Annotated in this window: 20 protein-coding genes; 12 read left to right on the top strand and 8 right to left on the bottom strand. The window is 60.2% G+C overall.

Annotated features, from left to right (window positions below; all coding sequences use genetic code 11):
* Positions 1-11: 11 nt before the first annotated feature.
* The 3 genes from AB7M29_RS25340 to AB7M29_RS25330 are packed head-to-tail and all read right to left on the bottom strand — an operon-like array spanning position 12 to position 4,560.
* Positions 12-1,406, bottom strand: coding sequence for an efflux transporter outer membrane subunit (locus AB7M29_RS25340; protein ID WP_454248253.1), 1,395 nt, complete (start codon positions 1,404-1,406; stop codon positions 12-14).
* Between the two features lie 7 nt (positions 1,407-1,413).
* The gene (locus AB7M29_RS25335) at positions 1,414-3,387 is read right to left on the bottom strand and encodes a MacB family efflux pump subunit (protein ID WP_454248252.1); all 1,974 of its coding nucleotides are present in this window, start codon (positions 3,385-3,387) and stop codon (positions 1,414-1,416) included.
* Positions 3,388-4,560 carry an efflux RND transporter periplasmic adaptor subunit gene (locus AB7M29_RS25330; RefSeq protein WP_052963102.1) on the bottom strand — a complete coding sequence of 391 codons (1,173 nt, stop codon included), beginning with the start codon at positions 4,558-4,560 and terminating at the stop codon, positions 3,388-3,390. It abuts the gene before it with no gap.
* 332 nt (positions 4,561-4,892) lie between these two features.
* Here AB7M29_RS25330 and AB7M29_RS25325 point away from each other — a divergent pair, with 332 nt between their 5' ends.
* The 5 genes from AB7M29_RS25325 (at position 4,893) to AB7M29_RS25305 (ending at position 11,519) form a co-directional block, all read left to right on the top strand.
* Positions 4,893-5,375, top strand: a complete 483-nt coding sequence (locus AB7M29_RS25325; RefSeq protein WP_302470594.1) for a sigma-70 family RNA polymerase sigma factor — start codon at positions 4,893-4,895, stop codon at positions 5,373-5,375.
* A 144-nt stretch (positions 5,376-5,519) separates the two neighbouring features.
* On the top strand, positions 5,520-6,857 hold the full coding sequence (locus tag AB7M29_RS25320) for a lysine N(6)-hydroxylase/L-ornithine N(5)-oxygenase family protein (protein WP_454248251.1): 1,338 nt from the start codon (positions 5,520-5,522) through the stop codon (positions 6,855-6,857).
* 308 nt (positions 6,858-7,165) lie between these two features.
* Complete coding sequence (locus tag AB7M29_RS25315; protein ID WP_454248250.1) at positions 7,166-7,537, top strand: response regulator; 372 nt, start codon at positions 7,166-7,168, stop codon at positions 7,535-7,537.
* A 154-nt stretch (positions 7,538-7,691) separates the two neighbouring features.
* A complete protein-coding gene (locus tag AB7M29_RS25310; RefSeq protein ID WP_454248249.1) occupies positions 7,692-8,312 on the top strand; it encodes a response regulator in 621 nt (206 codons plus the stop codon).
* 12 nt (positions 8,313-8,324) lie between these two features.
* Complete coding sequence (locus tag AB7M29_RS25305) at positions 8,325-11,519, top strand: transporter substrate-binding domain-containing protein (protein WP_454248248.1); 3,195 nt, start codon at positions 8,325-8,327, stop codon at positions 11,517-11,519.
* Between the two features lie 3 nt (positions 11,520-11,522).
* Here AB7M29_RS25305 and dkgB read toward each other — a convergent pair whose 3' ends face one another.
* Together dkgB and AB7M29_RS25295 are read right to left on the bottom strand one after the other, a co-directional pair.
* The gene (gene dkgB / locus AB7M29_RS25300) at positions 11,523-12,326 is read right to left on the bottom strand and encodes a 2,5-didehydrogluconate reductase DkgB (protein WP_217857289.1); all 804 of its coding nucleotides are present in this window, start codon (positions 12,324-12,326) and stop codon (positions 11,523-11,525) included.
* Between the two features lie 252 nt (positions 12,327-12,578).
* The gene (locus AB7M29_RS25295) at positions 12,579-13,487 is read right to left on the bottom strand and encodes a LysR substrate-binding domain-containing protein (protein WP_454248247.1); all 909 of its coding nucleotides are present in this window, start codon (positions 13,485-13,487) and stop codon (positions 12,579-12,581) included.
* Between the two features lie 105 nt (positions 13,488-13,592).
* On the opposite strand from AB7M29_RS25295, the gene AB7M29_RS25290 reads away from it, so the two are divergent.
* The 4 genes from AB7M29_RS25290 (at position 13,593) to AB7M29_RS25275 (ending at position 17,445) form a co-directional block, all read left to right on the top strand.
* Positions 13,593-14,459 carry a pirin family protein gene (locus tag AB7M29_RS25290; protein WP_454248246.1) on the top strand — a complete coding sequence of 289 codons (867 nt, stop codon included), beginning with the start codon at positions 13,593-13,595 and terminating at the stop codon, positions 14,457-14,459.
* Positions 14,460-14,572: 113 nt separating this feature from the next.
* Positions 14,573-15,199, top strand: coding sequence for an isochorismate family cysteine hydrolase YcaC (ycaC, locus tag AB7M29_RS25285; protein WP_052963111.1), 627 nt, complete (start codon positions 14,573-14,575; stop codon positions 15,197-15,199).
* 187 nt (positions 15,200-15,386) lie between these two features.
* Positions 15,387-16,832: a mechanosensitive ion channel family protein gene (locus tag AB7M29_RS25280; protein WP_217857286.1), complete on the top strand. Its 1,446-nt coding sequence runs from the start codon at positions 15,387-15,389 to the stop codon at positions 16,830-16,832.
* A 172-nt stretch (positions 16,833-17,004) separates the two neighbouring features.
* Positions 17,005-17,445 carry a carboxymuconolactone decarboxylase family protein gene (locus AB7M29_RS25275; protein ID WP_258620968.1) on the top strand — a complete coding sequence of 147 codons (441 nt, stop codon included), beginning with the start codon at positions 17,005-17,007 and terminating at the stop codon, positions 17,443-17,445.
* A 9-nt stretch (positions 17,446-17,454) separates the two neighbouring features.
* Here the strand turns inward: AB7M29_RS25275 and AB7M29_RS25270 are convergent, their stop codons facing one another.
* On the bottom strand, positions 17,455-19,047 hold the full coding sequence (locus AB7M29_RS25270; RefSeq protein ID WP_454248245.1) for a DHA2 family efflux MFS transporter permease subunit: 1,593 nt from the start codon (positions 19,045-19,047) through the stop codon (positions 17,455-17,457).
* On the bottom strand, positions 19,044-20,165 hold the full coding sequence (locus AB7M29_RS25265; RefSeq protein ID WP_217857279.1) for an HlyD family secretion protein: 1,122 nt from the start codon (positions 20,163-20,165) through the stop codon (positions 19,044-19,046). Before AB7M29_RS25265 ends, AB7M29_RS25270 begins: the two co-directional genes overlap by 4 nt.
* 289 nt (positions 20,166-20,454) lie before the next feature.
* On the opposite strand from AB7M29_RS25265, the gene AB7M29_RS25260 reads away from it, so the two are divergent.
* The 3 genes from AB7M29_RS25260 (at position 20,455) to AB7M29_RS25250 (ending at position 24,491) form a co-directional block, all read left to right on the top strand.
* A complete protein-coding gene (locus AB7M29_RS25260) occupies positions 20,455-20,955 on the top strand; it encodes a sigma-70 family RNA polymerase sigma factor (RefSeq protein WP_007907700.1) in 501 nt (166 codons plus the stop codon).
* Positions 20,956-20,995: 40 nt separating this feature from the next.
* Entirely contained in the window at positions 20,996-21,970 is a 975-nt protein-coding gene (locus AB7M29_RS25255; RefSeq protein ID WP_454248244.1) for a FecR family protein, read from the top strand.
* 97 nt (positions 21,971-22,067) lie between these two features.
* Positions 22,068-24,491 carry a TonB-dependent siderophore receptor gene (locus tag AB7M29_RS25250; RefSeq protein WP_454248243.1) on the top strand — a complete coding sequence of 808 codons (2,424 nt, stop codon included), beginning with the start codon at positions 22,068-22,070 and terminating at the stop codon, positions 24,489-24,491.
* A 158-nt stretch (positions 24,492-24,649) separates the two neighbouring features.
* On the opposite strand, the gene AB7M29_RS25245 is transcribed toward AB7M29_RS25250, so the two are convergent.
* The gene (locus AB7M29_RS25245; RefSeq protein ID WP_454248242.1) at positions 24,650-25,801 is read right to left on the bottom strand and encodes an MFS transporter; all 1,152 of its coding nucleotides are present in this window, start codon (positions 25,799-25,801) and stop codon (positions 24,650-24,652) included.
* Positions 25,802-25,937: the final 136 nt, after the last annotated feature.

Genomic DNA, 25,937 nt, shown 5'->3' with positions numbered 1-25,937 from the left:
AGCCACCACCATTACAACGCCTGCCACCCCCCACCCAACGCCTTGTACAGCGCAATGCTCGCCTGCAACCTCGACAACCGCAGTTGCACATTCGAATCTTGTGCCGCATACAACGTGCGCTGGGTTTCCAGCACCGTCAGCAAATCCTCGGCCCCAGCCTGATAGCGGCTTTGAGCGATGTTGAACGCGGTCTGTGCCTGGTTCAATTCTTCGTGTTGCCACTCTCGCTGCTCATCCAGGCCGCGAATGCTGTTGAGGGCTTTTTCGACGTCGGCAAAACCGTTGATGATCGCGCCTCGATAGGTTTCCAGCAGTTCTTGTTGACGGGCCGTGGCCTTGTCGCGCTCAGCGCCGAGGCGGCCGTTATTGAAGATCGGCGCGACCAGCCCGGCGGTCAGGTTGTAGAACGGGTTGCGCAGAATATCGTTGGCTGTGTTGGCGCCCGAGCCGATGTTGGCGCTCAGGGTCACGGCGGGCAGCATGGCGGCGCGAGCGACAGTCACGTCGGCTTGGGCAGCGGCCAGTTGCGCTTCGACGCGGGCAATGTCCGGGCGGCGGCTGAGCAGCTCGCTGGGCAGCCCGGCACCGATGGCTGGCCACTGCAGTTGAACGAAGGACTCCTGGCTCGGCGGCAGTTGCTGGACCGGCCGGCCAAGCAGGGCGGCGAGGCTGATCAGTGCATCCTGGGCTTGCTGTCGAATCTGCGGCAGTTGCCGTTGTTGCGCCGCCACCAGGCTTTTCTGTTGCGCCAGTTCCAGTGCGGTGGCCGAACCCGAATCGAAACGGGTCTGCACCAGTTTCAGGACATTCTGTGCGTTGGCCAGGTTCAGCTCAGCAATGCGACTCTGTTCATCCAGCGACAAGGCTTGCGCGTAGCTGTTGGCAACCCCGCTGAGCAAGGTCAACTCAACCGTGGCTTGATCGAATTCGCTGGCTCGCAACCCTTGCTGCGCGCTGTCTCGGGACGCGCGTTTGCCGCCCCAGAAGTCAATTTCGTAACTGGCGCTGAGGTTGGCGTCGAAAAAATCCACGGCCTTGTCGTTGCTGTCGACATCAAGTTGACTGTAGCCCTTGCCATGCAGCAGTTTCTGGCGGTTGGCGTTCATGCCGGCCTTGACCTCCGGCAGCTGCGAGCCGCCGGCAATCACCGTGTCGGCCTGGGCCTGGCGCACTCGAGCGATGGCGGCGGCCAGGTCATGACTGCCGACGCGGGCCTGTTCGATCAGGCGATCAAGCTGCGGGCTGCCGAACTGCGTCCACCATTGCCGACTGGTCTGGGAAGCACTTTCGCGGTGTGGCGATTGCCAGGTCGACGGTGGTTGGATGCCACTGTCCTGGCGCGGGGCAGGGTGGCTGCACGCGCCGAGTAACAGGCAAAGGGTCAACAGGCTCAGTTGCGGTTTCATAGATCGATCATTCACTGGTAAGGGCCGTGACCGGGTCGAGCCGGGCAGCTTTGCGGGCCGGCATGAAGCCGAAGACAACGCCGGTGATCAGTGCGCAGGCGAAGGCGCCGATGACGGCCGCCAGGGAAAAGGCGACCGCGACTTCGCTGAGCACCAATACGCCGCCGACGATCAGCGCCAGGGCGATTCCGGCGATCCCGCCGACCACCGAGAGCATCACCGCTTCGGTGAGGAACTGGCGCAGGATGTCGCGCTGACGGGCACCGGTGGCCATGCGGATACCGATCTCCCGGGTCCGTTCGCGCACGGTCATGAGCATGATGTTCATCACCCCAATCCCGCCCACCAGCAGCGAGATCGCCGCAATCGAACCGAGCATCAGTGACAGCGTATTCTGTGTGCTGGCCTCGGCCTGAATCATCGCGGCATTGTTGGTGAGTTCGAAATCGTGTTTGCCGTTATGCAGGCGCAGCATCAACTGCTCGATGGCTTTTTCGGTCTCCTTGACCTTGCGCGCATCGGCCGCGGCAATGGTCACGTATTCGGGGTTGTGGGTGCCGAACAGCCGGACACTGGCCGCCGAGTAGGGCACGGCAATCCGGTTGTCGCTGTCGGAGTCGCCGGAGCTGGCGCCTTTTTCAGCGAGTACGCCGACGACCTGAAAGGGCACGTTTTCGATCAGGATGTATTGGCCGATGGGGTTGGCCACATCCTTGAGTAGCTTGGTGCGTACCTTATGGCCGATCACCGCGACCGCCGCCGCGTTGTGTTCATCAGCCTCGGTGAAGTAGCTGCCCTGGACCACCGGCCAGTTGAAAATCTCCGGAAAATTGGTGTCATTGCCACCGACATAACTCAGGTGGTCGAGGTTGCCGAAGCGTACCCCGGCTTCGGCACCGTTGACCGGCATGATCCGCATGACCTGCGGCAGGCTGGCCAGCGCCGCGACGTCATCGAGCGTCACAATGCCGGGCGGCGTGCGCGGGTTGGGGGCGGAGCCGCTGAGGTAAATGATGTTCGAGCCGAACGCGCCCATCTGCGCCATCACCTGACGCTTGCTGCCTTCGCCGACGGCCAGCATCACCACCACCGAGGCGACGCCGATGATTATTCCCAGCAACGTCAGGGCGGTGCGGAAGCGATTGATCCACATCACCCGCCAGGCCGCGTGTACGGCATCGACCAGTTCGCCTTTCCAGGCACCGGTGGCCTCGGCGCCTTCGGTCAGCCGCTTGCGCAAATCCACCGCTTGCAGCGCACCGGGATTGGCCGAGGTCTGGGCGGCGGGGTTGTCGCTGGCGCTGTCGCTGATGATCAGGCCGTCACGGATTTCGATGACGCGTTTGGCCCGCGCCGCCACGTCACGGTCGTGGGTGATGAGGATCACCACGTGACCCTGGCTCGCCAGTTCATCAAGCAGGGCCATGACCTCGGCTCCGCTGTGGCTGTCGAGCGCGCCGGTGGGTTCGTCGGCGAGGATGATGTGGCCGCCGTTCATCAAGGCGCGAGCGATGGACACCCGTTGTTGCTGCCCGCCGGAGAGCTGGTGCGGACGGTTGCCGGTGCGTGACGCCAGGCCGAGCCGATCGAGCAGGGCGGCGGCGCGAGCGTGGCGTTCAGCTGCTGGGGTGCCGGCGTAGATCGCCGGCATCTCAACGTTTTCCTGGGCCGAGCCGGACGGGATCAGGTGATACCCCTGAAACACGAAACCGAACGCTTCACGGCGCAGCCAGGCCAGTTCATCGCTGTCGAGTCGGGCGACGTTTTCTCCCGCGAACAGATACTCGCCGGACGTCGGCCGGTCGAGGCAGCCGAGGATGTTCATCAGCGTCGATTTGCCGGAACCGGAAGCGCCGACGATCGCCACAAACTCCCCGGCGTGGATCGACAGGTCGATGCCGCGCAATACGTGAACTTCGGGCGCGTCGCCGCCACCGTAGGATTTGCGAATGTCCTGCAGGTCGATCAGAGGCGTTTGCATTCAGCCTCCGCTGCCGTCGGTGGGACCGATCAACAGGTGATCGCCTTCATCCAGACCGTCGAGGATCTGCACCTTCAGGCGATCGCTGATGCCGGTACGCACGGTGCGTTGCTCGATGTCACCGTTTTGGGCGACGACTCGAGCCGATTGACTGTCCGCTTGCGGGCCGCCCTGCAAGGCCGCGACCGGCGCGGTCAGGACGTTTTTTGCCTGATTGGAGACAAAGAATACTTGGGTGGTCATTTCCGCCATCAGCGCGTTGTCGGCGTTGTCGACGTCCAGCAGCACCGTGTACAGCACCACGCGGGCAGTGCCGCTTTTATTGGAACTGGCCGGGCTGCCGCCGCCTCGGCTGGTCTGATCCAGCGGTTTGGGCGGTATCGGCAAGATCTGCCGTACTGTGCTGCTCCAGCGCCGATTACCACCGCTGAGCGTGGTGAACCAGGCGGTCATGCCGGGTTTGACGTGTCCGATATCAGCCTCCGAAACCTCGGCCCAGACGGTCATGGGCGAGAGTTTGGCGATGCGCAGGATCAGTGGCGTTTGTTGCTGGGCGTTGAGGGTCTGGCCTTCCCGGGCATCGAGGGCGACGATCGTTCCGCTCATCGGTGCGTAAATGCGCGTATAGCCGAGTTCGGCCTGATCGCTGCGCAGGCTGGCCTGGGCCTGGCGGATCTGCGCTTCAAACATGTCGATGCGCGCCTGGGTTGTGCGCAGTTCGGCCTGGGCCGTTTGCACATCTTCGTCGCGTGTGGCGCCGCCGGCGGCGAGGTTCTGTTGGCGTTGATATTTCTGCCGGGCCAGATCGTGCTGTGCCCGTTGCTCCTGAAGCTGCGCCTTGAGGTTGTCGATGGAAAAACGCCCGGCGTCGAGTTTGGCCTGTTGGGTGGAAGGGTCTATTTCCACCAGCAACTGGCCTTCCTTGACCACGTCACCGACCTCCACATGAATCTTGTGAATCTGCCCCGAGGCCTGGGCACCGACATCGACATAACGTCGCGGTTGCAGAGTCCCCAATGCCGTGACGCTGCTTTCAATGTCGCCGCGAGCGACCTGGACCGTGGCGAACCGATCTCGACCGGGAGGCAGAACCTGCCAGGCCGCGACGGCGATAACGGGGATCAGACAAAGGGCTACAAGCAGGGCGCGTCGGGTGTGACGGGGACGTTTCATGCAGGGTTCCGGCCAATAGGAGTCGGCCCGTCGTTCAGCTGGCGCGCAAATCTGCCGACAGCCGAACGCTGTCGGAGGGCCGACAGACACGGGGAGCTGTCCTGTAAACGATAAAGGCGGCGGGGAATTTAAGCGTGGACGTATCGAGTGACGAGCAAGGGTTACAGGTATAGGACAGCACTATTTATCAAGCAAATAGAAACAGCGCTTTAAATCTATATGAGAATTACTATAAATTACACATTCGAAACTGCCATTATCGTGCTACTGCCCGCCTGGCGGTCGCGGATCTGGTTCAAGGATAGAAACCGCACCCTGTGCGGCCGGGAGTCATGTTGGAAAACTACTATCGCGAGCTGGTGTGTTTCTTGAACGCCAAGCTAGGCAACCGTCAGGTGGCCGAAGATGTGGTGCATGACGCTTATCTGCGGGTGCTGGAGCGTTCCAGTGAGACGCCGATCGAACAACCCCGGGCGTTTCTTTATCGCACTGCGCTCAATCTGGTGATTGACGACCATCGACGCAATGCCTTGCGTCAGGTTGAATCCCTGGACGTGCTCGACAGCGAAGAGCGCTACTTCATTCCCTCGCCCCACAACAGTATCGATCACGGTCAACGCCTGGACATGCTTCAGCGCGCACTGGCGGAGTTGCCACGGCTGTGTCGCGAGAGTTTTCTTTTGCGCAAGATCGACGGCTTGTCGCACCCGGAAATCGCCGAGCAGCTGGGTATTTCCCGGGCGCTGGTGGAAAAGCACATCGTCAATGCCATGAAGCATTGCCGGGTGCGAATGCGCCAGTGGGACGCCCATTGATCGCCACCGTTTAATCAGACCTCGCTAAATTTTTTTTCATTGTCCTCGTTCCTATTCAACAGACGATCTGCTGCCACCAAAGGCCGGTCAGGTCACCCAGGCTTTATCCCCGCTGGCCCGGGGTTCATCCAGAGGACACTGGAAATGACACAGGCAATTGCATCGCCCATCGTTCACGACCTGATCGGCGTCGGTTTCGGCCCTTCGAACCTGGCTCTGGCCATCGCCCTGCAAGAGCGTGGGCCGAGCCAGGGCGAGCTGGATGTGCTGTTTCTCGACAAGCAGGCGGACTACCGCTGGCACGGCAACACCCTGGTCACCCAGAGCGAACTGCAGATTTCATTTCTCAAGGATCTGGTGACACTTCGCAACCCGACCAGCCCGTACTCCTTCGTCAATTACCTCAAGCACCACGGTCGTCTGGTGGACTTCATTAACCTCGGCACCTTCTATCCGTGCCGCATGGAGTACAACGACTACCTGCGCTGGGTCGCCGGGCAATTTACCGAGCAGAGCCGTTATGGCGAGGAAGTGCTGGCCATCGAGCCGGTGCTGCACCAGCAGCAGGTCGAGGCACTGCGGGTGATCTCGCGTGATACGCAAGGTCAGCAGCATGTGCGCACCACCCGTTCGGTCGTGGTCAGCGCCGGCGGGACACCGCGCATTCCCGAAGCGTTCAAGGCACTCAAGGATGACGGCCGGGTGTTCCACCACTCCCAGTATCTGGAGCGCATGGCCAAGCAGCCGTGCGTGAACAACCAACCGATGAGCATCGCGATCATCGGCGGCGGGCAGAGTGCGGCGGAAGCCTTCATCGACCTGAACGACAGCTTCCCGTCGGTGCAGGTGGACATGATCCTGCGTGGCTCGGCCCTGAAGCCGGCCGATGACAGCCCTTTCGTCAACGAAGTGTTCTCGCCGGAATTCACCGACCTGGTGTTCCAGCAGGCCAGCAGCGAACGCGAGCGTCTGGTCAACGAGTACCACAACACTAACTATTCGGTGGTGGACATCGACCTGATCGAACGCATCTACGGCATCTTCTACCGTCAGAAAGTCTCGGGCATTGCGCGTCATGCATTCCGTACCCTGACCACTATTGAAAAAGCCACCGCCACCGAGCGCGGCATCGAGCTGGCGGTGCGCAACAACGCCACCGGCGAAGTCACGGTTCGCCATTACGACGCCGTGGTGTTGGCCACCGGTTACGAGCGCCAGATGCACCGCAAACTGCTGGCGCCGCTGGAACAGTACCTGGGCGATTTCGAGGTTGATCGCAACTACAAACTGATCACCGACGAGCGCTGCAAGGCGGGCATCTACATGCAGGGCTTCTGTCAGGCCAGCCACGGCTTGAGTGACACCTTGCTGTCGATCCTGCCGATCCGCGCCGATGAAATCGCCGGTTCGCTGTATGACCATGGCAAGTCGTGGGGGTATGGTCGGTCGGTGATGGATTTGTTGTTGGCCACAGCGAGCTGAGATTTGTGGCGGCTATGAGGCCGCCTTCGCGAGCAAGCCCGCTCCCACATTAGTCCTGCAAACACAGGTCAAATGTGGGAGCGGGCTTGCTCGCGAAGAGGCCCGAAAAAACACCACAAATCCAGAATCCTGAACCCCTCCTGAAGAATCCCGCGCTGCAACGGCGCGGCGAATCCCGGCCCGTTCTCTGAGAGCCATGTACTGAAGGGATAAGTGACACAGCTTTTAGGAAACGTCCTACAGAACGCTTCATGGCTCTTGCGTAGTCTTGCCGCCTCACTCATCAGGCATTGACCTGGAGGCACGCGATGACCAACAAAACCTTGCGTATCCTGATCGCCGACGAGCAGCATTTTCATCGGATGAAAACCGAACGGCTGTTCAATCAGCTCGATTACTACCGGGTGGCGCCGGTACAAAGCCTTGCGGAGATGCTGACCCTGGTCGAATACGGCTGCGAGCCATTTGATCTGGTCGTCATCAATGCCTCGCTGGCGGGGGGGACACTGGACCTGCCTGGGTTCTTCCTCGATAACCGCCAGGTTCGTCATGCCTTGATCAACGCTTCGGCGCTGCCGGATTTTGCGTCCATTCAATGGCTGATGACGCTCATCGATCCGCCTGCGTGTGAAGCTGCACTCTCCTTGAATCAAGAACGATATCGGCAACGGATCGGTTGATTTTCGGGGCTACCGTTCGTCGGTACTATCACTTCTGTCAGGTACATTCTTTCTGCCTTCCATGCAAAAGTCTTAGCGCAGCCGTTGCGTCCGGTTCGTCGTTATCCGGCATGTATTGGTGCGTAATCGTCAGGTTTTTGCACAGGGAGTTTCCATGAAGTCAGTGCTGATTGTGGACGATCATCCGGTGGTACGCGCCGCAGTCAAAATCGTACTGGAGAAGGAGGGTTTCAAACGGATTCATGAGGCTGCCAGCGGTAGCGAGGCGTTGTCGATGCTGCGAGAGCATTCACCCTCGCTGGTGGTGCTGGATCTGGTCATGCCCGAAGGCGATGGGCTGGAGCTTCTGGACCGGATCAGGACCAGTGATTGGTCATGTCAGGTACTGGTTTTCACGTCCCTGGATCCGCTGTTTTTTCAAGAGCGTTGCATGCGCGCCGGCGCCATGGCGTATGTCTCCAAGACCAACGTCCTGAGTCAATTGCAAAAGGCCGTGCATGCGGTCATGACCGGTTACACCTATTTCGCACGGCTGCCTTCGGGTTCGCAGAACCCCCTGCAACGCAGCGAAAAACAGATGATCGACAAACTCTCCAACCGCGAACTGACCATCCTGCAATACCTGGCCCGTGGCATGGCCAATAAGGCGATTGGCGAGCTTATGCACCTGAGTCACAAAACTGTCAGCACCTACAAGACCCGTTTGATCGACAAAACCGGGGTGAAGGCGGCGGTGCACTTGCGGGACTTCGCCAAGCGTAATCGTTTGATCTGAGTGAACCCGATCATGCGCATATTTCTGTCGGTCTTGGCACTGAGCCTTTTAACGCAGTTGCCTGCTGCGATGGCTGACGAGCCGCAGCGGTTGCACCTGCTGGGTCGCTCCACGGCGGAGGATTTTCAGGTCAAGCTGGATGAAAAGGACTGGCAATGGCTGCGCGATAAACGGGCCTTGCGCCTCGGGGTAACGGGGGCGGATTACCCGCCGTTCGAAGTGACGCGCCACCGCGATGAGCTGGAGGGCATCACGGCCGATTATGCCGAGCTGCTGGGGCAACTGCTGCATGTCAAAATCGACGTGCTGCGTTACGCCACTCGTGAAGCCGCCATGGACGCCCTCAAACGCCATGAGCTGGATCTGCTCGGAACATCGAACAACTTCGAAGCGGCCGACCCCGCGCTGACCCGGTCCCGAGCCTATGCCGAAGATCAGCCGATGCTGGTCACCCGACTGGACGAGCGAATACCCGTTGACCTTGCCGGCAAACGTATCGCCATGGTCGATGACTATTTGCAGGCGCAGACCGTTGAAGCGTTTTATCCCGATGCAAGTTTGCAGCGTTATCCCTCGGCGCTCGACGCGCTCGGAGCGGTAGCGTTCGGGCCAGACGATGTGTACCTCGGCGACTTCATCAGCGCCAATTACCTGATCAACAATAACTACCTCAATAATGTCCATTTGGCGGGTCCTTCCGGACTGGATGCCAATCCGTTCGGCTTCGCTTTGGCGAAGGACAACCCGCGTCTCAAAAACATCGTCGACAAGGCTCTGGCAGCGATTCCGATGGACCAGCGCTCGGTCATAGAGGCGCGCTGGAGTGCCGGCAGGGCCAATACGGCGGGGCAACAGCAGGTGCGTTTGAGCCCCAGTGAACAACGCTGGCTGGACCGGCGTCCGACGGTCACTGTCGGCGCGATCGACAACTTTGCCCCGCTGACGTTCTACGATGCCCAAGGCCGGCTCAGCGGGTTGACGGCGCAGTTGCTGACGCTGATCAGCCAGCGCAGCGGTTTGACCTTTCAGATGCAACGCGGCCGCTCACTGGACCGGCAAATCGAGCAACTCCAGGATGGCGAGATCGACCTGTTGCCTGTGGTCACCCCCAGTACCGAGCGTGAAGACGCGTTGCTCTTTACCCGCGCCTACCTGAGCAATCCATTTGTGCTGGTCATTGCAGCGACGACGGGCAGCCCCAGGACGCTGGACGATCTGGCCGGTAAGCGCCTGGCGATTTATCGCGGTCATCCGTTGTTCGGGTTCATACAGGCTCGGGCGCCGCAGGTGCGCCTGGTCGAAGTGCAAAGCCCGGCCGAGGGCATGGAATGGGTGATCAAGGGGCAGGCAGATGCGACGCTCAGTTCATTGATCGTCGCCCGTTACCTGATCGCTCGGCATTACCGTGATCGTCTGCGCGTTAGCAGCACCGTGGGCGATCAACCCGCTCGTATCGCCTTGGCCACCCGCCGCGGCGCGCTGGAGTTGCACTCGATTCTGAACAAGGCATTGCTGAGCATTTCGCCGCAGGAAATGGACGATCTGGTGGCCCGCTGGAGTCATGATGTGGTGCTGGATGACAGCTATTGGCTGCGTCATCGTCAGGGCATTCTTCAGGCCTTTGCCGTGGCTGGCGCCTTGCTGTTGCTCGCCTTGGGCTGGATCGCCTGGCAGCGCCGGCAGATCCGCCAGCGTCAGCAGTGGTTGCAACAATTGCAGGATGCCAAGAACGAGGCCGACGATGCCAACCGCGCCAAAACCACTTTTCTGGCAACCATGAGTCATGAGATCCGCACGCCGATGAATGCCCTGATCGGCATGCTTGAATTGGCCCTGAAACGTGCCGACGAGGGCGTCACCGATCGTTTTGCCATTGAGGTGGCGTCCGGTGCCGCACAACAATTGCTGGCGCTGATTGGTGACATTCTGGACATCGCCCGCATCGAGTCCGGGCATTTATCCCTGACACCTGAGCGGGCCAATCTTCGGCGGCTGGTGGAATCGGTGTGTGGGGTTTTCGAAGGCCTTGCGCGGCAGAAGGAACTGGCGTGGCGCATCGATCTGGATGAACACAGCGACTGCGACGTGTTGATCGACCCCACCCGTTTCAAGCAGGTGCTGTCCAATCTGCTGAGCAACGCCATCAAGTTCACCCGTGAGGGCGAGGTGAGCGTGACGCTGCGGGTGACGCCCGTGACGCCGGAGCATCTGGCGGTCAGTCTGCGCATTGAAGACACCGGCATTGGCATCAGCGACGTCGACCGGCAACGGTTGTTCAGCCCGTTCGTCCAAGCCAGCAATAATCAGCAGTCAGCTCGCGGTGGCTCCGGGTTGGGCCTGGTGATCAGCCGCACCCTGTGCGAAATGATGGACGGCCAGTTGCAACTCGACAGTGTCCTCGGGCAAGGCACACAGGTAGACATCAATCTTGAGCTGATCGCACTGCAACCGTTGCCGTCCATTGAGGCGGTGGATAGTGGATTGCAGGTGCGCTCACTGACGATTCTGGTGGTCGACGATCACCCGGCTAATCGACTGTTGCTTTCACGGCAATTAAGCCACCTGGGGCATCGTGTTCAGGAAGCCGAAGAGGGCGAGCGGGGGCTTGAGCTGTGGCGCGAACATGAGTTCGATCTGGTGGTTACCGACTGCAATATGCCCAGACTCAGTGGTTATGAACTGGCGGGTGCAATCCGCGATGAAGAGCGCGCCCAGGGATTAACGTTGACGCTGATTCTGGGCTTTACCGCCAATGCGCAGCCCGAGGAAAAAATTCGCTGCCTGGAGGCGGGGATGGACGACTGCCTGTTCAAACCGATCCTGCTGGCAGATTTGAGCGCATGGTTGGCGTCCAGGTTTGCAAGCGAAGCGCAATCGATACCCGAGATAGACCTGAGTGGTCTGGAGCAATACATCGGTGCGGACCGTACGTTGCTCGATCATATGGTGCACGAACTGGTTGTGACCAATCGGACCGATCGTGAGGATCTGCTCCAGGCGCACGCTAGTGGTAATTGCGATGACCTGCGAGACTTGGCACACCGCATCAAGGGCGGTGCGCGCATGGTTCGGGCGCAGCGTTTGATCGAGCGTTGCGAGCAACTGGAGCATGTTATCGACAAGGGCGACCTGGCGCTGGTCGAAAAAGCCGTCGACCAGCTGCAACACGCTATGTCCTTGCTGGACAGGCACTTGAGCCAAGGTTGAGACTCAATCCCACTGCGGCGCAATGCCTTTGGGGCTGGTCAGCCGCTGGCCGCGATCCAGGCCTGCGATCAGCGCCATGTCGGCGTTGCTCAGGGTCAGGGCGCAGGCTTGCAGATTGCCTTGCAGGTTGGCGTGTTTGGTGGAAGAGGGGATGACCGCGTACCCCAGCTGCATGGCCCACGCCAGTGTGACCTGGGCCGGTGTCGCCTGAAGGCGATCGGCGATCTGCTGGATGAGCGGATCCTTCAGCACTTCGCCGTAGGCCAGGGTCATGTAAGAGGTGATCTGAATGCCTTGGCTTTGGGCGAATTCGACAACCTTGCGGTTTTGCAGGTACGGGTGCAGCTCGATCTGGTTGGTGGCGATGTTCTCGGCACCGATGGCGGCAATAGCCTGTTGCATCAGGTCGACCGTGAAGTTGGACACGCCGATCTGCCGGGTCAGGCCCAGTCGTTTGGCTTCGAGCAGCGCACCCATGAATTCTTCGACCGGCACCTGATCTTCCGGCGATGGCCAGTGGATCAGCGTCAGGTCCAGGTAATCGGTTTGCAGTTTATTCAGGCTCTCTTTGAGGCTGTCGATCAACCGGTCTTTGGCAAAGTTGGCGACCCAGATTTTGCTGGTGATGAACAGCTCTTCACGAGCAATGCCGCTGGCAGTAATGGCCTGGCCGACCTCGGCTTCGTTTTCATAGATTTGCGCGGTATCGATGACCCGGTAACCCAGCTCAAGACCGGTGCTCACCGAATCGATGACCACCTGGCCTTGCAGGCGAAACGTACCAAGACCGAATGCGGGGATAGACATCAATGACTCCAAAGATTGCAGTGGGAATGGACGGGAGTATCCCCGGCTGCACCTTTGAGAAAAACCGCTGGTTGGGCAAAGCACTGTTTACCGTAAGTCATGAATGGGATGTTTTAGTGGCATTGATGGTGTTTGGTCTGACGCCTTCGCGAGCAAGCCCGCTCCCACATTGGATCTGTGGTGTACGCAGCTCCAATGTGGGAGCGGGCTTGCTCGCGAAAGACGCGACGCGGTGTCGGAATTAACTCCGCCCTAAGCAATATCGCTATGGCTGAACTCCTCGCCCAGAAAGTCGATCAAGGTCCGCACCGACGGCAACAATCCGCGTCGTGACGGGAAGATCGCATGCACGATCCCGCACTTGGGTGTCCAGCCCGGCACCAGTTCCACCAGTCGCCCGGCAGCAATGTCATCACGCACCACCACGCTAGGCAGATGGGCGATGCCGATGCCGGCGAGCACCGCGTGACGCAAGGCCAGCAAGTCGTCGGTGACCATCCGCGGGGTATGACGAATCAGTGCGCTGGCACCGTCGGCGCCGAACAATTCCCACTGATATTCACGCTGCGCGCCACCCCAATGCACGCTCGGCAGACCGCTGAGATCAGCCGGCGTGGCCGGTGACGACAAGCGCTGCAAAAACGCCGGAATGCCAACCAGGCATTGAGTGCTATTACCCAGCACCTTCATCACCATGTCGGTGTTTTCCAGCGGTGGAAAGCGCACGCGCAGAGCGATATCGAACCCTTCGTGGATCAGATCGACCCGGCGGTTGGTGCTTTCGATGAACAACTCCACCAATGGGTATCTGAGCATGTAGCGGGTCAGCATCGGCCCGACCCAGGAATTCAGCAGCGCCGTCGGGCAACTGATGCGCACCAGGCCCTGGGGTTCGGAGCGATTGCGTTCGATCAATTCGGCGGCGCTTTCGGCTTCCACCCGCATGGCCAGGCAACGCTGGTAATAAGCCTGGCCGATTTCGGTCAACGAGCAATGCCGGCTGGTGCGGTGCAGCAAGCGCACACCGAGGCGCTCTTCGAGCTCGGCGATGCGTCGGCTGAGCTTGGATTTTGGCATGTCCAGCGCGCGCCCGGCCGGGGCGAAACCGTGGTGTTCCACCACTTGGGTGAAGTAGTACAGGGTGTTGAGGTCTTCCACCATCGTTCTCCAAATAGAACGCTAAGGCTGATTTTTGCAGTCTAGCGCAGAAAAGGCGTCGGTTTTAAGCTTTGTCCATCGCGTCACACAACAGATTTGGAGGAAAAGATGAAAAACATCATCGGTATCTACACCAGCCCACGACCTCATTGGGTCGGCGACGGTTTTCCGGTTCGCACGCTGTTTTCCTACGACAACCTGGGCAAACACATCAGCCCGTTTCTGCTGCTGGATCACGCCGGTCCCGCCGAATTCACCCCGACCACCGAGCGTCGTGGCGTTGGTCAGCATCCGCACCGTGGTTTCGAAACCGTGACTATCGTTTACAAGGGCGAAGTGGAACACCGCGACTCCACCGGCAGCGGCGGCAAGATCGGCCCTGGCGATGTGCAATGGATGACCGCGGCCTCGGGGATTCTTCATGAAGAGTTCCACTCCGAAGATTTCGCCAAGAGCGGCGGCACTCTGGAAATGGTGCAGCTGTGGGTCAACCTGCCGGCCAGGGACAAGATGACCGAGCCCGGTTACCAGACGATTCTCGACGGTGACATCCCGAACATCCCACTGAAGAACAACACCGGCAGCCTGCGCTTGATCGCCGGTGAATTCGAAGGCCACAGCGGCCCGGCGCGCACCTTTACGCCGATCGACGTTTGGGACGTTCGCTTGAACGCCGGCAAATTGCTGACCCTGGATCTGCACGAAGGGCGCAACACGGCACTGGTGGTGCTGCGTGGCACGGTTCAGGTCAATCAAAAGGAACTGGTGCGTGAAGGGCAGTTGGCGCTGTTCGAACGCGACGGTGATCAGCTCAGTCTGGAAGCCAATAACGACGCCGTGGTGCTGCTGCTGAGCGGCGAGCCGATCGACGAGCCCATCGTCGGCCACGGCCCGTTCGTGATGAACACCGAGCAAGAGATTCATCAGGCTTTTGCCGACTTCCATTCGGGCCAGTTCGGCCGGATGCCCGTTTGAAGTCATTGTTGTAGCGCTGTGGCGTGCCGGGTTTGCCTGGCCGCGTTGAAACGAAAAAACAGAGTTCACTTACGCCGGCCCGTTCGGCATCGATAAAAAGCGAGGATTACCCCATGACTACTTCCTACAAACGTCTCGACAAAGATAACGCCGCCGTTCTGCTGGTCGATCACCAGGCGGGTTTGCTTTCTCTGGTGCGCGACATCGATCCGGATCGTTTCAAGAACAACGTGCTGGCCCTGGCCGACCTGGCCAAGTACTTCAAGCTGCCAACGATTCTGACCACCAGTTTTGAAACCGGCCCCAATGGCCCACTGGTACCGGAACTCAAGGCATTATTCCCGGACGCGCCGTACATCGCTCGCCCTGGTCAGATCAATGCCTGGGACAACGAAGATTTCGTCAAGGCGATCAAGGCCACCGGTAAGAAGCAACTGATTATTGCGGGTGTGGTGACCGAAGTTTGCGTGGCTTTCCCGGCACTGTCGGCCCTGGCCGAAGGCTTTGAGGTGTTCGTGGTGACCGATGCTTCCGGCACGTTCAACGAACTGACCCGTCAATCGGCATGGGATCGCATGTCGTCCTCGGGTGCCCAGTTGATGACCTGGTTCGGCCTGGCCTGTGAACTGCATCGCGACTGGCGCAACGACGTGGAAGGTCTGGCGACTCTGTTCTCCAACCACATCCCGGACTACCGCAACCTGATGACCAGCTACAACACCCTCACTAACGCTAAGTAACACTGATCCACTGTGGGAGCGAGCCTGCTCGCGATAGCGGTCTGACAGTCACTGCAAATGTGTCTGTTCTGCCGCCATCGCGAGCAGGCTCGCTCCCACAGTGTTTTGCATTGTTCTCAGGCCATCAATTGCTCCTACACTGTGCCTCTGAGATCTTCGCGCCATTGGCCCTTGCTGGAGTTGCTTGATGCTGTCACTGCTTACCGATCACCCGTTGCTCAGCGCGCTGATTCTGATCCTGATCGATCTGGTGTTGTGGCGTTTGATCACCGCCAGCGGCAGCAATTGGAAACTGGCGGTGCGGCTGGTGATTTTCTCATTGTTCAGCGTGCTGCTGTTCAACGAAGGCTTGAACCCCATGGCGCCGGCGCCCTGGGTCGACAATGTACCGTTGCACCTGGCGGCGACCGGTTTGCAGATCGGCTGGTGGCTGTACGCAGCGCGCACCCTGACGGTGTTGCTCGGTGCGGTGATGATGCAGCGGGTCGGGCACACCGGGCGTTTGTTGCAGGACTTGCTCGGCGCGGTGATTTTCCTGATCGCGGTCATCGCTGCCCTGGCATACGTACTCGAGTTGCCGGTCAAGGGCGTGCTGGCAACGTCCGGCGCGTTGGCGATCATCGTCGGCCTGGCCTTGCAAAGTACCCTCAGCGACGTGTTCTCCGGGATTGTCCTGAACACCACCAAACCCTATCAACTGGATGACTGGATCTCCATCGACGGCACCGAAGGCCGAGTCACCGACATCGACTGGCGCGCCACGCGCCTGCAGACCGCGCAAGGTAGCATGGCGGTGATTCCCAACTCGTTGGCGGCCAAGGCCAAAATCATCAACTTCAGCCGGCCCAGTGACATTTTCGGGGTGTCGATCAGCTTGCAAGTAAGCCCCCATGCGCGTCCGCAAACGGTGATTGATGCACTGGAGCGGGCCATGCAGGGGTGCCGCTTTCTGTTGAATAAACCGGCGCCGAGTGTTTCGTTGAAAAGCTCCGGCAGCACTGGCGTGGACTACGAAATCAGTGGCTTCGTGATCTCCATGGATCAGAAACGCATGGTGCGTAATCAACTGTTCGACCTGGCATTCCGGCACTTGCAGGCGTCCGGCGTCAGCCTGTTATCGAGCGTCGAGCCCAACGCGCCTGCTGCGCTGTCGCGGCCGCGGGCGCTGCTGGAAAGCTCGAACATCTTCTCGACCCTGCGTCAGGAAGAGAGAGAAACCTTCAGTCAGAACATGAAGCTGCAAACCTTCCGCGCCGGGGAAATGATCCTGCCGGCGGGGGAGGTCAGCGATCACCTGTTCATCATCGAATCCGGCGTGGTGTCAGTCGCCCTGAGCCGCGGTGGTAAAAAGTTCGAGGCCGGGCGCATGGGGCCGGGTGAGGTGATTGGCGAGGCCGGGATTCTTTCCGATGAATCCGCGCTCGCCGACTTTTCGGCCAAGACCTTTTGCACGCTCTACCGCATCGAGAAGGAATACCTCAAGCCGTGCCTGGACGCGCGGCATGACATCAGCGAAGCAATGAAGGCCTTGCTGGATTTCCGTATGCATACGGCTCAGACGCTGATTCAGGAGGTGCCGAAGGTGGTGGCGAAGAAGGGGTTTTTGCAGTGGTTGCGCAAGCGTAGCGGCTGATGTGTTGGTTGCCTGTTCCGGCCCCTTCGCGAGCCTGCTCGCGAAAGCGCCAGCACAGTCACTGAAAATCTTCTGGTCTATTGGCATCCTCAACTTCCCAATAATTGGCTATTTGTTCAACGGCAGGTCCGCATTAACGTAGCGCCAATCCCACCTGTGATTGGAGCTCACCATGCAACCTCGTATCGATTTCTACACTGCCTCCCCAGACGGCCTGAAAGCCATGATCGCCCTGGAAACCGCCGTCTCGAAACTGCCGCTGGAAAAGTCGCTGATCGAACTGGTCAAGCTGCGCGCGTCGCAGATCAACGGCTGTGCCTTCTGCCTCGACATGCACACCGCCGATGCTCGCAAGGATGGTGAAACCGAGCGTCGGCTGTACACCTTGTCGGCGTGGCGTGAAACGCCGTTCTTCACCCCCCGTGAACGGGCGGCCCTGGCCTGGACCGAATCCTTGACGCAGCTGAGCCTGACCCACGCCCCGGACGAAGACTATGCGCTGCTCAGCGCCGAGTTCAGCCCCAAGGAGATGGTCGACCTGACCGTGGCGATTTCCACCATCAACAGCTGGAACCGCCTGGCCGTGGGTTTTCGCAAAATGCCTCAAGAGTAAGAATCGGACTCAATGAGCATCAGCACTCGGCGCGGCCGGTGGTTGTACTTTGCGCATCAAGGGCACCATCGCCGTGGCGAGGATGAAACAGACCATGATCATCAGGAACGCGTCGCCGTAGGTTTGCGTTTGCGCTTCGCGGTAGGTCAGCAGCCATAGCTGACGCAGGCTGGCGGTGACGCCGATGTCACCGCTCTGGCCGAGGGCGGCGAAGTTATTGCCGACTTGGGACAGCCACTGATTCAGCGCTTCGTTGGTGCTGTTGAGGTTCTCTGCCAACCGGGTGAAGTGCAGGTTGGTGCGGTCATTGAGGATGGTCGCGCACGCAGCGATGCCCATCGCGCCACCGAGGTTGCGCATCAGGTTGAACAACCCCGAAGCATGTTTGAGCCGTGACGGTGCCAACCCGCCGAGGGTCAGGGTCACCGCAGGCGGCACTGCCAGTTGTTGAGCGATCCCGCGCAAGGCTTGCGGCAGCATCAACTCTTTAGCCCCCCAGTCGTGGGTGATCGGGCTGAAATCCCACATCGACAGGGCGAACAGCCCAAGGCCGGTCATCATGACCCAACGCAGGTCGATGCGGTTGGCCAGAAAGGCGTACAGCGGAATTGCCAGAATCTGGAACACCCCGGTGGAAAAGACTGCGAGGCCAATGTCCAGCGCACTGTAACCGCGCACCCGGCCGAGAAACAGTGGAGTCAGGTAAATCGTCGCGAACAGGCCGATCCCCGTGACGAACGAAAAGAAACAACCGAGGGCGAAGTTGCGGTCTTTCAAGGCACGCAGATCGACAATCGGATTGGCCACGTGCAGGGTGCGACCAATGAAGGCCAATCCAGCCAGGCCGCTGATCCAGGCAGTGGTCAGAATCGTTCTGTCGCTGAACCAGTTGAAGCGCGGGCCTTCTTCGAGGGTGTATTGCAGGCAACCGAGAAACACCGCCATGAACAGCATGCTCAGGTAGTCGGCACCCTTGAGCAGCGACAGTTCCGGTTGATCGATTTTCACCAGCATCGGCACCGCCACCGCGACGAAAATCCCCGGTACCAGGTTGATGTAGAACAGCCAGTGCCAGGACGAAATGTCGGTGATCCAGCCACCGATCACCGGCCCCAGCGTCGGTGCCAGCGAGGCCACGGCGCCGATGGTCGCGGCGGCGATCACTCGTTGTTTACCGGTGAAGAAAAAGAATGCGGTGGTGAACACCAGCGGGATCATCGAACCACCAAGAAACCCTTGCAGGGCGCGGAAGGCGATCATGCTCTGGATGTTCCAGGCCGCGCCGCAGAGCAGGCTGGCCAGGGTGAAACCCACCGCCGAGACGCAGAACAGCCAACGGGTCGAGAACACCCGGGACAACCAGCCCGACAGCGGAATCACGATGATCTCGGCGATCAGGTAACTGGTCTGCACCCACGCAGTTTCGTCGATGCCGGCCGAGAGCCCGCCGCCGATGTCACGCAGCGACGCCGAGACGATCTGGATATCCAGCAGCGCAATGAACATGCCGATGCACATCGTGGCGAAGGCGAACACCTTGGTCGCCGTCGCCATGTTGGCGGCGTCGAACGGCAGCGCGGGGGCGGCGAGGGCGCGACTCATGGTGTGCTGGCCATGGTCGGGGATTCAGGCTCGGCGCGGGTGTCCACTTCGGCAGTCACCGACAAACCGGGACGCAGATGACCGAGCACGCCATCGGCCGGGTCCAGCAGGATTCGCACCGGTACCCGCTGAACGATTTTGGTGAAATTACCGGTGGCGTTTTCCGGTGGCAGCACGCTGAACTGCGAACCACTGGCCGGCGCGAGGCTGTCCAGATGACCGTGGAATTCACGCCCCTTGAGCACGTCCGCATGAACGATCACACGCTGGCCCGGCGTCATCCGCGACAGCTGATCTTCCTTGAAATTGGCATCGACCCACAGTCCGCTGGCCGGCACCACCGACAGCAGTTGCGAACCGGCCTGGGCGTAAGCGCCGACCCGTGCCCGACGATTGCCGATCACGCCGTCGACCGGGGCTTTCAACTCGGTGTAACCGACGTTCAACTGCGCCAGATCACGCTCGGCCCGCGCCTGTATCAACGCGGCGCGCGCTTGCTGTTTTTGGGTTTCAATCACGTTCAATTGGCGTTGCGCGGCCAGCAATTCGGCCTGAGCCCGGGCACTCTGCGCCTGTGCAGTCTTGAAAGTGGCGTCGGCTCGTTGCGCGCTTTCCACCGAGACGGCATTGCTGTTCACCAGGCGTTTGTAGCGGGTGTTATCGTCCCGCGAGCGCGCGGTTTCGGCGCCCGCGGCATCGATGCCGGCGCGGGCCTGGCCGATTACTGCGTGTTGCAGTTGTTCAGTAGCGTCGAGGTTGGCGAGTAATGCTTCTTCGGCAGCTACCGCACCTTCGGCCTTGGCCAGATTGGCGCGATAGTCACGGGCGTCGAGACGAATCAGCACATCCCCGGCCTTGACCTTCTGGTTGTCGGTGACCAGCACCTCTTCGATATTCCCCGCAACTTTCGGCCCGATCACCGTGACGTCGCCACCGATGTAGGCATCGTCGGTTTCTTCGATGAAACGGCCGGCGGTCCACCAATGAGCTGCGTATAGCCCGATGAACACCAGGGCCGCGATGGCCGCCGTCAGCAAGATCAACCTTTTAAGCAGGGGAGGCTTGGGTGTGTTCACCGCGACAGCAAGATCGGGTTCAAGGCTGGGCATGCTGGTCATGGAGAAGTACCTGTAAGAAATGATGCTTTATTATGGATGTAATATGACCTAGGTAATATTTGCTGACAAGGGTTTCTGCTGCCGGTCGTCAGGTTGGTTTTGAGTTATAGGACGTATCGCGGACTTCTCTTATCGAACGCCTTGGCCGCCCTTCCTCGGTTTTTGATTCTGATTCAACATCCCATCCAGTCTTCCGACGGGGCCACAACACGGGGGATCGAGGGGAATCCATTGCTTCCAGTTAATAGGAAGCATTACTATTCACGCCTCCTCTCCACAGCACACCGCAATGACCCCCAAGCTGCCCCGCAGACACGGCTTTTTCGAGCATTACGAAGAGTTGATCGGCACCTGGACCCGTCGCCTGAGAAATCGTCAGCAGGCCGAGGACCTGGCCCATGACACCTTCGTGCGGGTGCTTGAGTCCGATTCGGCGGCGGTGCAACAACCTCGGGCGTATTTGCACCAGACCGCGCGCAACATTGCGGTGGACGGTTATCGGCGTGAGGATCGGCGGGGCGCCATGGAGTCCGAGGCGATCGATCACAGTGTGTCGTCGTCCGGCGACCCGGAGCATTTCATGCACGCGATCCAGTTGGCGGATTCCATCGAACGGGCGCTCACCGAGCTGCCGGTCAACTGTCGCAAGGTGTTCGTCTGGCAGAAGATCGAAGGCCTGACCCAGGCCGAAATCGCTGAGCGCCTGGGGCTGTCCAAGAACATGGTGGAAAAGTATATGATTCGCACCCTGCGGCATTTGCGTGATCGCCTGGACGGGTTACAGCCATGATTCGCCGCGCCTTTTCATCCCCGGCCAAACAGGACTTTCCATGATGGATACTCGTGATTGTGCGTGCGGGCAAACAACGGTTCGCGACGACGCGGCGCGGTGGTTTGTGCGTTTGCAGGAACCTGTCGTCAACGCCGAAGACCGGCGAGGCTTCGAGATCTGGCTGGACGAACACCCTCAGCATCGCGACGAATACCAAGTGCTCCAGAGCCTGTGGGCGGCGGCCGATCTGCTACCCGCCAAGCGTTTGCACGCCTTGTGCGAAACTCCGCCGGCGCGTAGTAAACGTCGCCCGCTGATGCGTTATGCAGTGGCCGCCAGTGTGCTGGCGGTGGCACTCGGCCTGGGGTTGTTCAGTGGCCTGAATCGTCCGGCGACCTACACGGCTGAATATTCCACAGCCCTTGGCGAGCGTCGTCATGTGGCGTTGCCGGACGGTTCGGTGATCGATATGAACAGCGGCAGCCGGGTGCAGGTGCGCTATGAAAAAGATCGTCGCGGCATCGAGTTGACGCAAGGCGAGGCGATGTTCAGCGTCGAGCACGACAGCAGCCGACCGTTCGTGGTCGAGGCGGGCAGCGGCAAAGTGACAGTCACCGGCACCCGTTTCGACGTGCGTCGCGACAACACCGAAACCCGGGTCGCGGTGGAGCAGGGCACGGTCAGGGTTCAAGGTAACGGTGCCGATTTCGTCAGCCTTACCGCCGGCCTCGGCACTCGCGTCGATGCCCTGGGGAAGGTTGCCGCCGCCTATACGGTCAACCCTGCAGAACTGACCGCATGGCGCAGCGGCAAACTGGTGTTCAACAACGCCAGCCTCAGCGAAGTGGCCGAAGAAGTGTCGCGTTATCGGGAAAAGCCGCTGAGGGTCGGTAGCGCCAAAGTGGGCAATCTGCGCCTGACCAGCGTGTTCAAATCCGACAACACTGACGCGCTGCTCAAGGCCTTGCCGAGCATTCTACCGGTAGCCATTCGCACCCTCGATGACGGCAGTCAGGAAATAATTGCCCGATAGATTCAGGTTTTTTTCGAGTTCTTCGTCTTCTTGTCCAACTGCAACTGGTTTGCATTAACAGCCGCACACTCTTGCGATCCACAGGACAATGTTCGACGTGAAGAAAACCACCGCTAAAAATAACAAATCATCCTGGCTGCCCCTCGCTCTTGCCTTGGCGGTCAGCTCGGCGCTGCCCCAGGCGTTCGCTGCCGATGCCATTCATATTCAGGCGCAGCCGCTGGGTCAGGCCTTGAGTCAGCTGGGTCAGCAAACCTCGCTGCAGGTTTTTTTCAGCCCTGAACTGGTGGCCGGCAAACAGGCTCCGGCAGTCGACGGCAATCTTTCACCGGAACAAGCCTTGCGCCAATTGCTGCAAGGCAGCGGTCTGGAATACCAGATAGATGAAGGCTCGGTAACCCTGATGCCAGCCCCGACTTCCGCCGCCAACGGCCCGCTGGAACTGGGCGTGACCGATATCAAAGTGGTCGGCGACTGGCTCGGCGATGCCAATGCTGCCGTGGTGCAAAACCATCCCGGCGCGCGCACGGTGATTCGTCGTGAAGCCATGGTCGAGCAGGGTGCCATGAACGTGGGTGACGTGCTGCGTCGTGTACCCGGCGTGCAAGTGCAGGACGCCAACGGCACCGGCGGCAGCGATATTTCCCTGAACGTTGGTGTGCGTGGCCTGACCTCGCGGCTGTCGCCACGCTCCACTGTGCTGATTGACGGCGTGCCGGCCGCCTTCGCCCCTTATGGCCAACCGCAGCTGTCCATGGCACCGATTTCTTCCGGCAATCTCGACAGCATCGACGTGGTGCGTGGCGCCGGTTCCGTGCGTTATGGGCCGCAGAACGTCGGTGGCGTAATCAACTTCGTTACCCGTGCGATCCCGGAGAAAGCCACTGGCGAAATCGGCACCACCCTGGAAACCACTCAGCGCGGTGGCTGGAAGCACATCGACACCGCGTTTCTCGGTGGCACCGCCGATAACGGCATGGGCGTGGCGCTGTTGTATTCCGGTGTGAACGGCAACGGTTATCGCAAAAGCAACAACAGCAATGACATCGACGACGTAATCCTCAAGACCCATTGGGCGCCTACCGATCAAGACGATTTCAGCCTCAATTTCCATTACTACGACGCCAGCGCCGACATGCCCGGTGGCCTGACGCAGAAGCAGTACGATGCCGATCCGTTCCAGTCCGACCGCGACCATGACAACTTCAGCGGCCGCCGCAAGGACGTGTCCTTCAAGTGGATTCGGCAGATCGACGACCGCACCCAGGCCGAAGTGCTGACCTACTATTCCGACAGTTTCCGTGGCAGCACCATCGCCGCTCGCGACCAGAAAACCCTCAGCTCTTATCCGCGCACTTACTACACCTTCGGCATCGAACCGCGGGTGTCCCATGTGTTCGATCTGGGCCCGACCACGCAGGAAGCCAGCGTCGGTTATCGCTACCTGAAAGAAGGCATGCATGAAGAGGCGAGCCGTCTGGCGCTGGTGAACAATCAGCCGGTGGTCACCAAAACCTCCGATGGTCATGTGTTCCAGGATCGCACCGGAGGCACCGAAGCCCACGCTGTTTACATCGATGACAAGATCGACGTCGGCAACTGGACCGTGACCCCCGGCATCCGTTTTGAAAGCATCAGCACCGAATGGCACGACCGGCCGGTTCTCGACACCGCTGGCAGACCTGTGCAGGAAAAACGCCGCAGCATCGACAGCAACGAACCGCTGCCGGCCCTGAGCGTGATGTATCACATGTCCGAGGCCTGGAAGCTGTTCGCCAACTACGAAACCTCGTTCGGCAGCCTGCAATATTTCCAGCTCGGTCAGGGTGGTTCGGGCGATAACACCGCCAATGGCCTGAATCCGGAAAAGGCCAAGACCTACGAAATCGGCACGCGCTACAACGATGACGTATGGGGCGGGGAAGTGACGCTGTTCTACATCGACTTCGATAAAGAATTGCAATACATCAGCAACGATGTGGGCTGGACCAACCTCGGCGCCACCACGCACCAGGGCCTTGAAGCCTCGGTGCATTACGACATGGCGGCGCTGGACCCACGACTCGACGGCCTGACCGCCAACGCCGGTTTCACCTACACTCGCGCCGTTTATGAAGGCGAGATACCTGGCTTCAAGGGCCGTGACCTACCGTTCTACTCGCGTCAGGTGACGACCGCCGGCCTGCGTTACGACATCAACCGCTGGACCTACAACCTCGATGCCTTTGCCCAATCCAAGCAGCGCTCGCCGGGCACCGCGGTGAACGCTGATGGCAGTTTCAGCGGCAACTACATCACTGAAGGCAGCGCGGACGGCCAATACGGCGACATCCCGGGTTACGTCACCTGGAACGTGCGTGGGGGGTATGACTTCGGCTCGCAATTGTCGAACCTGAAAGTCGGGGCGGGGGTGAAGAACATTTTCGACAAGCAATACTTCACCCGCTCCAGCGACAACAACTCGGGGATGTACGTCGGCGCACCGCGTACGTTCTTTGTGCAGGCCAGCGTCGGGTTCTGATCGACCGAGTTAACTTCATCGCGGGCAGGCCCGCTCCCACATGATCTTTGGCGTACACAAAATCTGTGTTCGCTGAAGATCTATTGTGGGATCTGCGTCGTACACAAACGCTGTGTTCGCTGAAGATCCTTGTGGGAGCGGGCTTGCCCGCGAAGCTTTTAAACCTTCAACACCTTTCCACCAATCGCCACCGCCACCAGCAATACCGCCATCAACCCAAAGGCAAAACTCAAGCTGCTGCCATGGGCGATAAAGCCGATCACCGCAGGCCCGGCGAGAATCCCTGCATAACCCAGAGTGGTAATGGCCGGCACGGCAATGCTTTCCGGCATGACGGTCTGTTTGCCCACGGCGGTATAGAGCACCGGCACAATGTTCGAACAGCCAGCCCCCAGCAGCGCATACCCCACCAGTGCGGCTTCCCAGCTCGGTGCGAACGTCGCCAGCGCCAGGCCTGCGGCGGCCGTCGATCCACCAAACACTATCACTCGTGTCGCACCGAGGCGCCGGACAATGGCATCGCCGGTCAAACGCCCGACGGTCATGGTCAACGCAAACGCCGCGTAACCCAGCCCTGCATACGCCGTGTCGATCCCACGCTCCTGCGCCAGGAACACCGCGCTCCAGTCGAGCGCCGCGCCTTCGGCCAAAAACACGATGAAACACATGCCGCCGATAAACAGCACGATGCCATGCGGCACGGCAAACGCCGGGCCGGAGCTTTCGCTGCCATAGGGCAACAGATGCGGCGCGGCCTTGAGCAACGCCACCACCAGCAGCACGATCACCACCAGCATCGCCCCCAGTGGCGACATCCCCAAGCCGAGAAGGGCGCTGACACCCGCCGCGCCGACGATTCCGCCAAGGCTGAACAACCCATGAAACCCCGACATCATGGTCTTGCCGCTGGCCCGCTCGACGATCACCGCTTGCAGGTTCACCGTCGAATCCACCGTGCCCAGGCCCGCGCCGAACATGAACAACGCCGCGATCAACGCCGGAATCGAAGACACCGTCGCCAACAGCGGCAGTGCCGCACAGATCAACAAAGTCCCGCCGCTCAACACCCGACGACAGCCAAAACGCGAAGCCAGAATACCGGCCATGGGCATCGCCAGAATCGAGCCCACCCCCAGACACAGCAGCAACAGCCCGAGAGTTCCCTCATCCAGCCCTGCCCGCGCCTCGGCGTAAGGCACCAGCGGCGCCCAAGCCGCGATGCCGAAGCCTGCGATGAAAAAGGCGATGCGTGTGGACATCTGTTCCAGACGTCCGGGGACGAAGGTGGCTTGGGTATTGAGGTTGGTCATATCGATCCTTGGCAAAAAACGTCGCGTCTCCAAGGGACAGTGATCAACCGCATAGGGTTCGATCACCTCGTCCGGGCGGGGCGCAGTCAGGCAGGGTGACATCCTTGCACAGCCAGCCGCTGTTTCGCGATATCGT

This window comes from Pseudomonas sp. F-14 TE3623, assembly GCF_053629015.1.
This window is presented reverse-complemented; position numbering and strand designations above follow the sequence as displayed.

Coding starts and splice junctions, on each gene's coding strand:
- ycaC (WP_052963111.1), top strand. CDS start 14,573: ATGACTACTTCCTACAAACGTCTCGACAAAGATAACGCCGCCGTTCTG.
- AB7M29_RS25305 (WP_454248248.1), top strand. CDS start 8,325: ATGCGCATATTTCTGTCGGTCTTGGCACTGAGCCTTTTAACGCAGTTG.
- AB7M29_RS25245 (WP_454248242.1), bottom strand. CDS start 25,801: ATGACCAACCTCAATACCCAAGCCACCTTCGTCCCCGGACGTCTGGAA.
- AB7M29_RS25265 (WP_217857279.1), bottom strand. CDS start 20,165: ATGACCAGCATGCCCAGCCTTGAACCCGATCTTGCTGTCGCGGTGAAC.
- AB7M29_RS25280 (WP_217857286.1), top strand. CDS start 15,387: ATGCTGTCACTGCTTACCGATCACCCGTTGCTCAGCGCGCTGATTCTG.
- AB7M29_RS25270 (WP_454248245.1), bottom strand. CDS start 19,047: ATGAGTCGCGCCCTCGCCGCCCCCGCGCTGCCGTTCGACGCCGCCAAC.
- AB7M29_RS25315 (WP_454248250.1), top strand. CDS start 7,166: ATGACCAACAAAACCTTGCGTATCCTGATCGCCGACGAGCAGCATTTT.
- dkgB (WP_217857289.1), bottom strand. CDS start 12,326: ATGTCTATCCCCGCATTCGGTCTTGGTACGTTTCGCCTGCAAGGCCAG.
- AB7M29_RS25325 (WP_302470594.1), top strand. CDS start 4,893: ATGTTGGAAAACTACTATCGCGAGCTGGTGTGTTTCTTGAACGCCAAG.
- AB7M29_RS25255 (WP_454248244.1), top strand. CDS start 20,996: ATGATGGATACTCGTGATTGTGCGTGCGGGCAAACAACGGTTCGCGAC.
- AB7M29_RS25295 (WP_454248247.1), bottom strand. CDS start 13,487: ATGGTGGAAGACCTCAACACCCTGTACTACTTCACCCAAGTGGTGGAA.
- AB7M29_RS25320 (WP_454248251.1), top strand. CDS start 5,520: ATGACACAGGCAATTGCATCGCCCATCGTTCACGACCTGATCGGCGTC.
- AB7M29_RS25310 (WP_454248249.1), top strand. CDS start 7,692: ATGAAGTCAGTGCTGATTGTGGACGATCATCCGGTGGTACGCGCCGCA.
- AB7M29_RS25335 (WP_454248252.1), bottom strand. CDS start 3,387: ATGCAAACGCCTCTGATCGACCTGCAGGACATTCGCAAATCCTACGGT.
- AB7M29_RS25290 (WP_454248246.1), top strand. CDS start 13,593: ATGAAAAACATCATCGGTATCTACACCAGCCCACGACCTCATTGGGTC.
- AB7M29_RS25330 (WP_052963102.1), bottom strand. CDS start 4,560: ATGAAACGTCCCCGTCACACCCGACGCGCCCTGCTTGTAGCCCTTTGT.
- AB7M29_RS25340 (WP_454248253.1), bottom strand. CDS start 1,406: ATGAAACCGCAACTGAGCCTGTTGACCCTTTGCCTGTTACTCGGCGCG.
- AB7M29_RS25275 (WP_258620968.1), top strand. CDS start 17,005: ATGCAACCTCGTATCGATTTCTACACTGCCTCCCCAGACGGCCTGAAA.
- AB7M29_RS25260 (WP_007907700.1), top strand. CDS start 20,455: ATGACCCCCAAGCTGCCCCGCAGACACGGCTTTTTCGAGCATTACGAA.